The following is a 12785-nucleotide window of genomic DNA, read 5'->3' on the forward strand; positions in this document are numbered from 1 at the left end:
AACCTAAGGCGCGATGACGTTTCATACCAATCTCATCGCGCTTTAGGTGCTTCAGCCATCCGTCATGGCCGGGTTCCAAGCACGTGGCCTGGCGCCGAGTGAATGATTGCGACATGTCGACCTATCGTCTGAGGAATTTGCTGTCGCCCCGATCGGTGGCGCTCGTCGGAGCCAGCCCGCGCCACGTGTCGGTGGGTCGTGCGGTTCTGGAAAACATCCGCAAGGCGCGCTTTGCGGGCGAACTGGGGCTGGTGAACTCGCGCTATGCCGAGATCGCCGGCGTTCCCGCCGTGGACAGTCTCGACAAGCTGCCATTCGTGCCGGAGCTGGTTGCAATTACCGCGCCGGCGAGCGAGGTTCCCGGCATCATCGAGCAGGCCGGTCGCCGCGGCTCGGCGGGCGCGCTGATCGTGACCGCGGGCCTCGGGCATGGGCCGGGATCCCTTGAAGAGGCGGCGCTCCTCGCGGCCCAAAGGTACGGCATGCGGCTGATCGGTCCCAATTGCCTGGGGATCATGATGCCCGGCGTGAGCCTGAACGCGAGCTTCTCCGCGCATATGCCCGGTGCAGGAAGCCTGGCGCTGATTTCGCAGTCGGGCGCGATCGCCGCCGGCATGGTGGATTGGGCAGCGCAGCGCGGCGTCGGCTTCTCCGGGATCGTCTCGATCGGCGACCAGCTCGACGTGGATATCGCCGATCTCCTCGACTACTTCGCGCTCGACCACAAGACGCGCGCGATCCTGCTCTATATCGAGGCCATCAAGGACGCGCGGAAATTCATGTCGGCGGCGCGCGCCGCGGCGCGGGTGAAGCCGGTGGTCGTCGTGAAGTCCGGCCGCATGGCGCAAGGCGCGCGCGCGGCCGCGACGCATACCGGTGCGCTTGCCGGCGCAGATGCCGTTTACGACGCGGCGTTCCGCCGTGCCGGCATCCTGCGCGTGTCCGATTTGCGCGAGCTGTTCGACTGTGCGGAGACGCTCGGGCGCGTCGAATCGCCGAGCGGAAAGCGGCTCGCTATTCTCACCAATGGCGGCGGTATCGGCGTTCTCGCGGTCGATCGCCTCGTCGAACTCGGCGGCATTCCCGCGCCCATGACGCCGGAGACGCGACAGAATCTCGACGCGGTGCTGCCGCCGACCTGGTCGGGTGCAAATCCCGTCGATATCGTCGGCGATGCCGATGCCGCGCGCTATGCGGCAGCGCTCGAAGTGCTGCTCGCCGATCCCGGCAACGACGCCGTGCTGGTTCTCAACGTCCAGACCGCGATCGCGTCCGCTTCCGAAATCGCGACCACGGTCACCGAGCTCCTCAAGAAATACCGCGAGCAGCATCGCAGCTGGGCCAAGCCGGTACTCGCTGCCTGGGTCGGGGCTGACCAGACGATCGTCGAGACGCTCTCAAGCGCCGGCATTCCCAACTACCCGACGGAGGACGATGCGGTGCGCGGCTTCATGCACCTGGTGCGACATCGCGAGCTGGTCGAGGAGCTCACGCAGGTGCCGCCGGCGATGCCCGACACGTTTGCGCCCGACGTTGAGGCTGCCAGAGAGATCGTGAGGGCCGCCATCGCCGACGGTCGCAAATGGCTCGAGCCGGTCGAGATCAAGCGGCTGCTCGGGGCCTACGATATCACCATGGTGCCGACCTATGCGGCCGCCGACGTCGAGCAGGCGGTTGCCTATGCCAAGGAGATGTTCGCACAAGGCGCGACCGTCGTGCTCAAGATCCTGTCACGCGACACCGTGCACAAGTCCGACGTCGGCGGCGTCGTCCTCAATCTGACCACGCCCGACGCCGTGCGTGCGGCCGCCGCGGACATTCTGGCCCGGGCGAGGAAGCTGCGGCCCGAGGCGCGTATTTCAGGCGTCATCGTGCAAGCCATGGTCGTGAAGGCGAAGGCGCGCGAGATCATCCTCGGACTTGCCGACGATCCGACCTTCGGCACCGTCGTCGTCTTCGGGCGGGGCGGTACCGCGGTCGAGATCATCAATGACAAGGCGTTGGCGCTGCCGCCGCTCGATCTGCAGCTCGCTCGAGATCTGATCGAGCTCACCCGCGTCTCGCGCCTGCTGCGCGCCTATCGCGACGTGCCGGCGGTCAAGCAGGACGCGGTCGCCATGGTGCTGGTCAAGCTCGCGCAGATGTCCGCTGACATTCCCGAGATCCGCGAACTGGACATCAATCCGCTGCTTGCGGATGAAACCGGGGTGACGGCGGTCGATGCGCGCATCGCCGTCGGGGCGCCGCAGCGAAAGTTCGCGGGCTCAGGGCCCGGCAATTTTGCCGTCCGCGCCTATCCGTCGCAATGGGAGCGCCACCTCGAGCTCAAGGAGGGCTGGCGCATCTTCGTGCGGCCGATGCGTCCCGAGGACGAGCCGACCATTCACGAATTCCTACGGCATGTGACGCCGCACGACCTCCGCCTGCGCTTCTTCGCGCCAATGAAGGAGTTCACCCATCAGTTCATCGCGCGCCTGACCCAGCTCGACTATGCCCGCGCCATGGCCTTCATCGCCTTCGACGAGGCGACGGGCGACATGGTCGGCGTGGTCCGCATCCATTCGGACTCGATCTATGAGAACGGAGAGTACGCTATCCTGCTGCGGTCCGACCTGAAGGGCAGGGGACTCGGATGGGTCCTGATGCAGCTGATTATCGAATATGCGAGGACGGAAGGACTGAAGGTCATATCGGGCGATGTGCTGCAGGAGAACATCGTGATGCTCGACATGTGCCGACAGCTCGGCTTCGAAGTGAAGCCGGACCCGGTCGAGCCTGATATCTGCGACGTACGGCTGAAACTCTAGTGCGGTGTCTCTGACGTCTCGTTCACTGGATGTCATTCCGGAGCGCGACGAAGTCGCGAGCTATGATGCGCAATTGCGCATCTGAGAATCCAGTCACCCACGTCTTCTGCGGCCCGATGGATTTCCGGGCTCCCTCGCTCCGCTCGGGCTCCGGAATGACAGAATGGTCTGTTTGAGGCAGGTCAAGCGCGCTGCCATGCGCCGGCCTAGAAACGCATGCTAGCTTGGGACCGGTCGTCCCGAGGAGGATGTGATCTTGAACGCTGACCCCCTGTTGGCGGCGATGCCGTCCGGCGATGTGCTCGAGCTGCGGCCGGCCGGGCCGTGGACCGCAGCCAATGTCATCAAGCTCGAATCGCTGTCGCAATCGGTGAAGGCCGACGTCGATCGGTCGAAGGCCGTGAAGCTGGACATGAGCGAGGTGAGCGAGCTCGACACGCTCGGTGCGTGGCTGCTGGAGAAGCTGTCCCGCCGGAGCCCGTCGACGGGCAGCGCCGCCGAGATCGTCGGCGTTGCCGACAATTACAGCGGCCTCATGGATGAGGTTCGTCAGGTCAATCGCCACAATCCGGCGCCCGCGCCGATACCCAACCCGGCTTTGCTGCGGTTGAACGATCTCGGCAGGGCGACGGTTGGTGCGCGGGAAGACATCGCGATCTTTCTGCAAATGCTGGGCGCGCTGTTCATGGCGTTGATCGGCGTCGTGCGGCGGCCGCGATCGTTGCGGCTGACCTCGCTGGTCTACCAGCTCTACCGCATCGGCTGGCAGGCGATCCCGATCATCATGCTGATCACCTTCCTGATCGGCGCGATCATCGCGCAGCAGGGCTTTTTTCATTTCCGCAGGTTCGGCGCCGAGTCATATACCGTCGACATGGTCGGCATTCTGGTGCTGCGCGAGCTAGGCGTCCTGATCGTCGCCATCATGGTCGCCGGGCGCTCGGGCAGCGCCTATACCGCCGAGCTCGGCTCGATGAAGATGCGCGAGGAGATCGATGCGCTCTCGACCATGGGGCTCGATCCGGTCGACGTGCTGATCCTTCCGCGCGTGATGGCGCTCGTCATCGCGCTGCCGATCCTGGCCTTCATCGGATCGATTGCCGCGCTCTATGGCGGCGGCCTCGTCGCGCAGTTCTACGGTGACATGGGGCCGGCGATCTATCTTGCGCGGTTGCATGAGGCGATCTCGATCACCCATTTCGAGGTCGGCATCCTCAAGGCGCCATTCATGGCGCTGGTGATCGGCATTGTTGCCTGCAGCGAGGGATTGCGGGTGAAGGGCAGCGCCGAGTCGCTGGGCAAGCAGACGACGACCTCAGTTGTGAAGTCGATCTTCCTCGTCATCGTGCTCGACGGCCTGTTTGCGATCTTCTTTGCCTCGATCGGAATGTGACGATGGCTGATGCTTCTCAGGAGTTCGCGATTCGCGTCCGCGATCTCGTGGTCGGATTCGGCCGCCAGATCGTGCTCGATCATCTCTCGCTCGATGTCCGCCGCGGCGAGATCCTCGGGCTGGTTGGCGCATCCGGCGGCGGCAAGTCGGTGCTCATGCGCACCATCATCGGCCTGATCCCACGCCGGAGCGGTGATATCGACGTGATGGGGCAGCCGATCGGCGCCACGCACGACCGCAGCACCCAGAGCGTCGCGAACCAATGGGGCATCTTGTTTCAGCAGGGTGCGCTGTTCTCGTCGCTGACGGTGCGGCAGAACATCCAGTTTCCGCTCCGCGAAAATCTCGTCCTGTCGCAGGAATTGATGGACGAGATCGCGACCGCAAAGCTCGAGATGGTTGGGTTGCGGCCACAGGACGGCGACAAATATCCGGCAGAACTATCCGGCGGCATGACCAAACGCGTGGCGCTGGCGCGCGCTCTGGCACTCGACCCGCCGATCCTGTTCCTGGACGAGCCGACCTCCGGCCTCGACCCGATCGCGGCCGGCGATTTCGATGCCTTGATCAAGACGCTCCAGAAGACGTTGGGGCTCACCGTATTCATGGTCACCCATGATCTCGCCAGTCTTACGACCGTCTGCGACCGTGTCGCGGCGCTCGCAGACGGAAAGATCGTGGCCATCGGGCCGATGCGCGAGCTGCTTCAATCCGAGCATCCCTGGGTGCGAGCCTATTTCCATGGCAAGCGCTCCCAGATGCTGCAACCCCAAATGAGATGAGACATGGAAACCCGCGCTCCCTACGTCCTGATCGGCGCCTTCGTGATGGCTGCGATTCTCGCGGTCTTCGGCTTCATCTACTGGCTGAACAACACCGGCGGCATCGGGCCGCGCACGAGCTACCACGTGCAGTTCCAGGGACCGGTACCGGGCCTTCTGGTCGGCGCCGGCGTGCTGTTCAACGGCATCCGCGTCGGCGAGGTCACCGCGCTTGCGCTGGCGCCGGACAATCCGCGCTTCGTCAATGCGACGATCTCGGTGGCCTCCGTCACGCCGGTGCGCGCCGACACCAAGGTCGGGCTCGATTTCCAGGGTCTGACCGGCGTGCCGGTGGTGGCGCTGGAAGGCGGCATGATCGTCGCAAAGCCGGGCGAGATGCCGGTGCTGATCGCCGATGCCGGTGCCGGACAGAGCATGACCCAGGCGGCGCGCGACGCTCTGCGCCGAGTGGATTCGGTGCTGGAAGAGAACTCCGGTCCGCTCAAGGATACGATCGCCAATTTCAAGACCTTCTCGGAAGGGCTTGCGCGCAACACCGGCAAGCTCGACGGCATTGTCGCGGGATTGGAGAAGATGACAGGCGGTGCTGCTCCCGCCCAGAAGATCACCTATGATCTCCGCGCCCCGCAAAATATCGGTCCTGTGGGCAAGATGCTTTCGGAGCAGCTTGCGATTCCCGAGCCGACCGCGGTCGCGATGTTGCAGACACAGCGGATGCTGTTCTCGCCGACCGGTGACTATCCCGGCTTTGCCGAGTTCCTCTGGGCCGACAGCATTCCCAAGCTTCTGCAGGCGAGGCTCATTGACAGTTTCGAGAATTACGACATCGCGCACGCCCCGTTGCGGACGAGCGACATCGGTCAGGCGGACCATCAACTCCTGATCGACATCAGGCGCTTCCGGATTGCGACGGACGGTGACCCGGTTGCCGAGATCGGCCTTTCGGCGAGGATCGTCGACAAGAACGGCAAGGTGATCGCCTCGCGCCTGCTGGAGGCGAGCGAGAAGCTCGACAAGATCGAGCCGGCTGCCGCGGTCGAGGCCTTCAACGCCGCGTTTGCGCGGATCGCCAAGGAGCTGATCGGCTGGACCGTGCAGTCGGTCTAGCAGCCGCTATTCCAGCGTCTTCAGATAAGACAGGAGATCGTGGATCTGGTCGGGATCGAGCTCGAAGGCGGGCATGTCGGCGTGGCCGGTGTAGATGCCCTCCGCGAGCGCTTCTCCGAGCGTCTCGATCGGGTAGCGTTGATGCAACGTCCTGAATGGCGGGGCAATCTTCAGCGGGCTTTCCGACCTGCGGTCGATGGCATGGCAGCGCGCGCAATTGGCGCGCGCGTAGGCCTCGCCGCGTTGCTCGGGCTTGGAGGCGGCGAGGGCTGGCGTCGCCAAAAGAAGCGCGATCAGGATCTGACGAAGCGCGAATTGCAGCATGGAAGGATTGGTCTCGAAGGGCGCGGCACAGAGAATACGAAGGCGACGCCCGGCAAAATTGATCTGGGTCAACTGCGTTTGTGACAAGGCAGTAAAATGCCGATGCGCGGCAGACCCGGCTTAGTGCCGAAGAGAGCGGCGCTTGGCTGGAGCGATGGATGAAGTCTTCCCTGGTTGCAATCGAACCCAACGGGCACTTCTGCAAGGAGTGTTCGATACGCGAGTTCAGCGTCTGCGCTTCGCTCGATGCGGCTGAACTCAGGGAGTTCGAGCATCTGGGACGCCGCGTGCATTTTACCGCCGGCGAGACGGTCTTCTCCGAAGAAGACATCACGACGTCCTTCTACAACCTTCTCGAAGGTGTGATGAGGCTCTACAAGCTGTTGCCGGATGGGCGGCGGCAAATCGTCGGTTTCGCGCTGCCGGGCGACTTTCTCGGGATGAATGTCTCCGGTCGCCACAACTTCTCTGCGGACGCGATCGGCCCAGTGACGGTCTGCCAGTTCGCCAAGGCCGCGTTCGGCCGTTTCATCGAGGAGAGGCCGCATCTCCTGCGCCGCATCAACGAACTCGCGGTGCGCGAATTGAGCCAGGCCCGCGACCACATGGTCCTGCTCGGACGCCGTTCGGCGGAGGAGAAGGTCGCGACCTTTTTCCTGACCTGGCGCGAGCGCCTGATGCCGCTCAACGGGCCGTCGAACACGGTGCCGTTGCCGATGAGCCGCCAGGACATCGCCGACTATCTCGGACTGACCATCGAAACGGTCAGCCGCACCTTCACCAAGCTCGAGCGCGTCGGTGTGATCGAGATCATTCATGGCGGTATCAGCCTGCTCGATCCGGCGCGCGCCGAGGCCCTGGCGGCAGCCTGAGAGACCTCTTTCCATGGTGATCGCTGATTTTTGATCGCGATCAACGACGGCAATCAGCCGCCGCGCATAATGCCTAGGTTGATGAGAGCTAAGGGGGAGAGCCACCATGCCGACCGATGCGCTGTTGATGACCATTGCCGTTGTGACCGTCTTCGTCGCTTTCGCGGCGGTGTTGGCGTGGGCGGACCGCCAAACGAGGCCCAACCAGCTCAAGTCGAACGAAACAGCCCTCAAACATTGAAGCGGTTGGGGTCATAGCCGCATTGGCTCCATCCCAGCCCTGCGGGGCGAAGTCCGTGCATGGCCGCGGCATGGTTAATTCGCAACTCAGCATCGCGCATATCGCGCCGATGCAGCTTCTGGATGCAAATTTTGGACGGCGGGAGCGGTCCCTTTCCTGGCCCCTTGTCCAAAAGTGCATATATGTGGTTTCCGGTTGAAAAGCCCGGCAACGTTGACTACGCAGGAACTCCAGTACCTCGCAGTCTTAGGAGTCCGGCGGCGTGCCTCAGGACAAGACCAGCGATCCCCGGCAGTCGTCGGGTAACAAACTGTCGGTGCTGCGCAAGCATCCGATCTTCGCTGATCTGTCGCCCGAGGCGCTCGATCAGCTCTGCCGTTACGCCAAGCACACCACCGTCAAGCGCGGCGCGATGATTGCGGCGAAGGGCGATCCCGGCAACAATCTGTTCGCGGTCATCTCCGGAACGGTGAAGATTTCCTCTTCTTCGCCAGATGGCCGCAACGCTATTCTCAATTTGATCGGTCCTGGAGAAATTTTTGGCGAGATCGCGGTGCTCGATGGTGCGCCGCGGTCGGCGGACGCGACTGCCAACACCAATTGCGAGCTCTACATCATCGACCGTCGGGACTTCCTCCCCTTCGTGAAGAGCCAGCCGGAACTGGCTATGAAATTCATCGAGCTGCTCTGCGGCCGGCTGCGCTGGACCAGCCAGCAGGTCGAGCAGGTGATCTTGCAGAACCTGCCGGGACGGCTCGCCAGCGCGCTGCTTGGCTTGACCGAGGAGCGCAAGCTCGACTCCGGCAGCGGAACCCTCGCGATCACCCAGCAGGAGATCAGCGAGATGGTCGGCATGACCCGCGAGAGCATCAACAAGCAGTTGCGCGCCTGGGCCGCGCGGAGCTGGGTCCGTCTCGAGCATGGCGCCATCGTTGTGCTCGACATCGACGCGTTGCGCGAGCTCGCCGAAAGCGGTCTCGAAGGCGAGTGACAACGTTCGGTGTCAGCCGTCGATGATGGCGACGGCGCGCGTCCAGCCTGCCGAGGCGCGCTCGATCTTCACGGGGAAGCAGGAGACCGTGAAGCCCGTCGACGGCAGCTTCTCTAGATTGTGCAGTTTCTCGAGATGGCAATAGCCGATGTGACGCCCCGCCTTGTGGCCTTCCCAGATCAGCTTCGCATCCCCGGTCTCGGCGTATCTCTTCGCGGTATGGACGAACGGCGCGTCCCAGCTCCAGCCGTCGGTGCCGGTCAGGCGCACGCCGCGCTCGAGCAGATACATCGTGGCCTCATAGCCCATGCCGCAGCCTGAATTGACGTAGTCCGCGCGCCCGAATTTCGCGCCGGCGCTGGTGTTGACGACGACGATCTCCAGCGGCGACAGCGTGTGCCCGATGCGCTCGAGTTCCTTCTCCACGTCGTACGCGGTCGCCACATAGCCGTCCGGCAGGTGGCGGAAGTCGAGCTTCACGCCGGGCTGCAGGCACCACTCCAGCGGCACCTCGTCGATGGTCCAGGCGCGCTCGCCGCGATTCATGGTGGGATGGAAGTGCCAGGGCGCATCGAGATGCGTGCCGTTGTGGGTCGATAGCGATACCTGCTCCACCGCCCATCCCTGACCATCAGGCAGATCCTCCGCCTTCAACCCGTCGAAGAACTGCAGCATGCGCGGCAGGCCCTGCTGATGATCGATGTACTGGATCGTCGGATGGTTGCCGGGCGGGTCGGCCGGCACGTCATTCTGCAACGGCACAGAAATGTCGATCAGCTTCCGCGGCATGGCCGTTCCCTCAAGATGTCCCGTTCTGCTTCGGAGCATCTTGAAGGGGCTGATCGATCGATGCAACTCCTGCATTGATCGATGCCGGATTTGGCTTGGACTCGGAAGGCTGCCCGTCCTAGGCACGACATTGGCGGACATCGCGCCGATGCAGCGCGTTCGCATAGGAATGGGACGACCGTCTCGTCCGAACCTCCAAGCCGCAACCAATAGCGGTCGAGCATAAAACGAGAGGAACATCCATGGATACGACGAGCATCGTTACCTCGCATCCGGCATTGGCCGATGGCGAGGCGCGATTGCAGGGAGGCCGGCACCTGCCACGCAGGTCCCCGCCGGAGAGGGCGCGATGACGGTTGCACTTTCCAGGGCAAGCGGAAACATTGGTTGGATTCCCTCGACTCCGTCGCTCAAATCCTACCAAAGTGGTGCGTTTGTGACGCTTGACTTCACCCCTGAAGGGGAGCGCCTTAAGGCGGCCCGCAGCACCTGCGCAACGACGACATAATCAATTGAGGAGGAAAGACCAGATGAAGACACTAGCCGGTATCATCGCCGCCGTTGCCCTGGCGGTCACAGCGCCCCTGGCGACCGCACGCGATTTCCGCTCTGCCGACGTACACCCCGCCGATTATCCGACTGTCGAGGCCGTCAAGTTCATGGGCAAGCAGCTCGCGACGGCGAGCGGCGGCAAGCTCGGCGTGAAGGTGTTTCCCAATGGAGCCCTGGGCTCCGAGAAGGACACCATCGAGCAGCTCAAGATCGGCGCACTCGACATGATGCGGATCAACGCATCGCCGTTGAACAACTTCGTGCCGGAAACCGTCGCGTTGTGCCTGCCCTTCGTCTTCAGGGACACGCAGCATATGCGTAACGTGCTCGACGGGCCGATCGGCGATGAGATCCTGGCGGCCATGGAGCCTGCAGGATTGATCGGCCTTGCCTATTACGACAGCGGCGCGCGGTCCATTTACACCGTCAAGGCACCGGTCAAGTCGCTCGCCGACCTCAAGGGCTTGAAGATACGCGTCCAGCAATCCGACCTTTGGGTCGGCATGATCCAGAGCCTCGGGGCCAACCCGACGCCGATGCCGTATGGCGAGGTCTATACTGCTCTCAAGACCGGCCTGGTGGACGCTGCCGAGAACAACTGGCCGTCTTATGAGTCGTCGCGCCATTTCGAGGCAGCCAAGTTCTACAACGTCACTGAGCACTCCCTGGCGCCCGAAGTTCTCGTGATGTCCAAGAAGGTGTGGGACACGCTGAGCAAGGAGGATCAGGCGATGATCCGCAAGGCGGCCAAGGAATCGGTGCCCGTCATGCGCAAGCTCTGGGACGAGCGCGAGCAGGCGTCCCGCAAGACCGTCGAGGCGGCCGGCGTCCAGGTCGTTACGATCGCCAACAAGCAGGAATTCGTCGATGCGATGAAGCCGGTGTACACGAAGTTCGCCGGTGACGAAAAGCTGCAGAGCCTCGTCAAGCGTATCCAGGACACGAAGTAAGAACAGAGCGCCCGGGTTCCGGCGTCGCCGACCCGCGACGCCGGAGCCTCGCAAGGAGACGCGGGAATGACAGACCCACACGTCGCAAGCCACGAGCCGGAAGCCGCTGCGGCACGCCCGTCTACCGGCTTGCTGTCGCGGATCAATGCCACCGTCGCCCGCGTGGGCATGTATCTGTCCGTGAGCGGACTGCTCGTCATCGTCACCATCGTGTTCTACCAGGTGTTCGGACGTTACGTGCTCAATTCCAGCCCGACCTGGACGGAGAACCTCGCGCTGGTTCTGATCCTGTATGTCACGCTGATCGGCGCCGCCGTCGGCGTGCGCGATGCCGGACATATCGGCATGGACAGTCTGCTGGTGATGCTACCGGATCATTTGCGAGAGAAGATCGAACTGGTGATCCACGTTCTGGTGGGCTTGTTCGGCATTGCGATGGTCTACAACGGCTGGATACTGGGGGCGTCGGTCGGAACCGTGAAGATTCCCAATCTCGGCCTTCCTGAGGTCGTCCGCTACGTGCCGTTGATCGCCTCGGGCGTCCTGATCGTTTCCTTTTCAATCGAGCACATCATTGCTCTCCTGCGCGGCGAAGAGGTCGTCCCCTCATGGAATTGATCATTCTCGGCGCCACCTTCTTCGGCTTCCTCATCCTCGGCGTGCCGGTCGCCTTCGCGATCGGCCTCTCGGCGATTTGCACCATCCTTTACGAAGGCCTGCCGGTTGCCGTCATCTTCCAGCAGATGATGTCGGGGATGAACATCTTCTCCTTCCTCGCCATACCGTTCTTCGTCTTCAGCGGTGAGCTGATGCTGCATGGCGGCGTCGCCGACAAGATCGTGCAGCTTGCCAAGAACCTCGTCGGGCACATCCGCGGCGGGCTCGGCATGTCGAACGTGGTCGCCTGCACGCTGTTCGGCGGCGTATCCGGTTCGCCCGTGGCCGACGTGTCGGCGATGGGAGCGGTGATGATCCCGATGATGAAAAAGGAAGGTTTCGACACCGACTACGCTGTCAACGTCACCACCCACGCTTCGCTGGTCGGAGCGTTGATGCCGACCAGCCACAACATGATCATCTATGCCCTGGCTGCCGGCGGCAAGGTATCGATCGGCGCGCTGATCGCCGCCGGCATCTTGCCGGCGCTCGTGCTGATGGCGTGCATGCTGGTTGCCGCCTACGCAGTCGCGGTGAAGCGAGGCTATCCGGCCGGCAAGTTTCCGGGCTGGGCCGAGGTTTTCCGCTCGTTCGCGGCCGCCCTGCCGGGTCTTCTGATCGTCGGCATCATCCTGGCCGGCATCCTGTCCGGCGTCTTCACGGCAACTGAATCCGCAGCCGTCGCAGTCACTTACACGATCCTGCTGACCTTCTTCATTTACCGTACCATGACCCTGCAGAACTTCCTGCGGGCCGCGGCCAAGGCGGTGAAGACGACGGGCGTGGTGCTGCTGCTGATCGGCGTCTCCACCATGTTCCAGTATCTGATGGGACTCTATGAAGTAGCCGACCTCGCCGGCGACATGATGAACAAGGTGTCCTCGGAACCCTGGATGATCTTTCTGCTCATCAATGTCATCCTGTTCTTGCTCGGCACCTTCATGGACATGGCGGCGACCATCCTGATCTGCACCCCGATCTTCCTGCCGATCGCGATGAAAGCGGGCATGGATCCGGTGCAGTTCGGCATGCTGATGCTGATCAACTGCGCCCTGGGGCTGAACACCCCGCCGGTTGGAACGACGCAATTCGTGGGCTGCGCCATCGGCGGCATCTCCGTGGGCGCGGTGATGCGCACCATCCTGCCGTTCTACGCAGCCCTGATCGCAGCGCTCATGTTCGTGACCTACGTCCCCGCCTTCTCGCTTTGGCTGCCGCGCCTGCTGATGGGGTACAAGGGATAGCAGCCGTGCGTACGCCGGCACTTGGCCGGCGTACGGGCCTTGCGATATTTTGCGTCTCAGCAACAGGGAGAATCTG

At 63.2% G+C, this 12785-nt stretch carries 12 protein-coding genes; 10 read left to right on the plus strand and 2 right to left on the minus strand.

The window, feature by feature from the left end; all coding sequences use genetic code 11:
• The first annotated feature begins 113 nt into the window (after window positions 1-113).
• The 4 genes from NLN62_RS32535 to NLN62_RS32550 all read left to right on the plus strand — a co-directional run bounded on the left by NLN62_RS32535 (window position 114) and on the right by NLN62_RS32550 (window position 6089).
• On the plus strand, window positions 114-2807 hold the full coding sequence (locus tag NLN62_RS32535) for a bifunctional acetate--CoA ligase family protein/GNAT family N-acetyltransferase (protein WP_254111526.1): 2694 nt from the start codon (window positions 114-116) through the stop codon (window positions 2805-2807).
• 256 nt (window positions 2808-3063) lie between these two features.
• A complete protein-coding gene (locus NLN62_RS32540) occupies window positions 3064-4200 on the plus strand; it encodes an ABC transporter permease (RefSeq protein WP_254111527.1) in 1137 nt (378 codons plus the stop codon).
• Window positions 4201-4202: 2 nt separating this feature from the next.
• Window positions 4203-4982, plus strand: a complete 780-nt coding sequence (locus tag NLN62_RS32545) for an ABC transporter ATP-binding protein (RefSeq protein ID WP_254111528.1) — start codon at window positions 4203-4205, stop codon at window positions 4980-4982.
• Window positions 4983-4985: 3 nt separating this feature from the next.
• Window positions 4986-6089 carry an MlaD family protein gene (locus tag NLN62_RS32550; RefSeq protein WP_254111529.1) on the plus strand — a complete coding sequence of 368 codons (1104 nt, stop codon included), beginning with the start codon at window positions 4986-4988 and terminating at the stop codon, window positions 6087-6089.
• A 6-nt stretch (window positions 6090-6095) separates the two neighbouring features.
• On the opposite strand, the gene NLN62_RS32555 is transcribed toward NLN62_RS32550, so the two are convergent.
• Window positions 6096-6413, minus strand: coding sequence for a cytochrome c (locus tag NLN62_RS32555; protein WP_027528473.1), 318 nt, complete (start codon window positions 6411-6413; stop codon window positions 6096-6098).
• A 158-nt stretch (window positions 6414-6571) separates the two neighbouring features.
• Here NLN62_RS32555 and NLN62_RS32560 point away from each other — a divergent pair, with 158 nt between their 5' ends.
• The 3 genes from NLN62_RS32560 (at window position 6572) to NLN62_RS32565 (ending at window position 8517) form a co-directional block, all read left to right on the plus strand.
• A complete protein-coding gene (locus NLN62_RS32560) occupies window positions 6572-7285 on the plus strand; it encodes a Crp/Fnr family transcriptional regulator (RefSeq protein ID WP_254111530.1) in 714 nt (237 codons plus the stop codon).
• Between the two features lie 106 nt (window positions 7286-7391).
• Entirely contained in the window at window positions 7392-7526 is a 135-nt protein-coding gene (locus NLN62_RS53050) for a hypothetical protein (RefSeq protein ID WP_256375347.1), read from the plus strand.
• 262 nt (window positions 7527-7788) lie between these two features.
• On the plus strand, window positions 7789-8517 hold the full coding sequence (locus tag NLN62_RS32565; protein ID WP_254111531.1) for a Crp/Fnr family transcriptional regulator: 729 nt from the start codon (window positions 7789-7791) through the stop codon (window positions 8515-8517).
• Window positions 8518-8529: 12 nt separating this feature from the next.
• On the opposite strand, the gene NLN62_RS32570 is transcribed toward NLN62_RS32565, so the two are convergent.
• Entirely contained in the window at window positions 8530-9306 is a 777-nt protein-coding gene (locus NLN62_RS32570) for a cyclase family protein (protein WP_254111532.1), read from the minus strand.
• A 530-nt stretch (window positions 9307-9836) separates the two neighbouring features.
• Between NLN62_RS32570 and NLN62_RS32575 the strand changes: the two genes are divergently transcribed.
• From NLN62_RS32575 to NLN62_RS32585, 3 genes are all read left to right on the plus strand, one after another.
• Complete coding sequence (locus NLN62_RS32575) at window positions 9837-10808, plus strand: TRAP transporter substrate-binding protein (RefSeq protein ID WP_027528477.1); 972 nt, start codon at window positions 9837-9839, stop codon at window positions 10806-10808.
• 66 nt (window positions 10809-10874) lie between these two features.
• Window positions 10875-11426 (plus strand): TRAP transporter small permease, encoded by a 552-nt coding sequence (locus NLN62_RS32580; RefSeq protein WP_254111533.1) that lies wholly within the window; start codon window positions 10875-10877, stop codon window positions 11424-11426.
• A complete protein-coding gene (locus NLN62_RS32585; RefSeq protein WP_027528479.1) occupies window positions 11417-12709 on the plus strand; it encodes a TRAP transporter large permease in 1293 nt (430 codons plus the stop codon). Before NLN62_RS32580 ends, NLN62_RS32585 begins: the two co-directional genes overlap by 10 nt.
• Window positions 12710-12785 lie beyond the last annotated feature (76 nt).

The sequence above is a fragment of the Bradyrhizobium sp. CCGUVB23 genome (genome assembly GCF_024199885.1).
Lineage (GTDB): Bacteria > Pseudomonadota > Alphaproteobacteria > Rhizobiales > Xanthobacteraceae > Bradyrhizobium.

Excerpts from the sequence above, each read along its gene's own strand:
- NLN62_RS32545 (WP_254111528.1), top strand. The coding sequence starts at position 4,203 with ATGGCTGATGCTTCTCAGGAGTTCGCGATTCGCGTCCGCGATCTCGTG.
- NLN62_RS32585 (WP_027528479.1), top strand. The coding sequence starts at position 11,417 with ATGGAATTGATCATTCTCGGCGCCACCTTCTTCGGCTTCCTCATCCTC.
- NLN62_RS32535 (WP_254111526.1), top strand. The coding sequence starts at position 114 with ATGTCGACCTATCGTCTGAGGAATTTGCTGTCGCCCCGATCGGTGGCG.
- NLN62_RS53050 (WP_256375347.1), top strand. The coding sequence starts at position 7,392 with ATGCCGACCGATGCGCTGTTGATGACCATTGCCGTTGTGACCGTCTTC.
- NLN62_RS32555 (WP_027528473.1), bottom strand. The coding sequence starts at position 6,413 with ATGCTGCAATTCGCGCTTCGTCAGATCCTGATCGCGCTTCTTTTGGCG.
- NLN62_RS32560 (WP_254111530.1), top strand. The coding sequence starts at position 6,572 with ATGAAGTCTTCCCTGGTTGCAATCGAACCCAACGGGCACTTCTGCAAG.
- NLN62_RS32570 (WP_254111532.1), bottom strand. The coding sequence starts at position 9,306 with ATGCCGCGGAAGCTGATCGACATTTCTGTGCCGTTGCAGAATGACGTG.
- NLN62_RS32550 (WP_254111529.1), top strand. The coding sequence starts at position 4,986 with ATGGAAACCCGCGCTCCCTACGTCCTGATCGGCGCCTTCGTGATGGCT.
- NLN62_RS32575 (WP_027528477.1), top strand. The coding sequence starts at position 9,837 with ATGAAGACACTAGCCGGTATCATCGCCGCCGTTGCCCTGGCGGTCACA.
- NLN62_RS32580 (WP_254111533.1), top strand. The coding sequence starts at position 10,875 with ATGACAGACCCACACGTCGCAAGCCACGAGCCGGAAGCCGCTGCGGCA.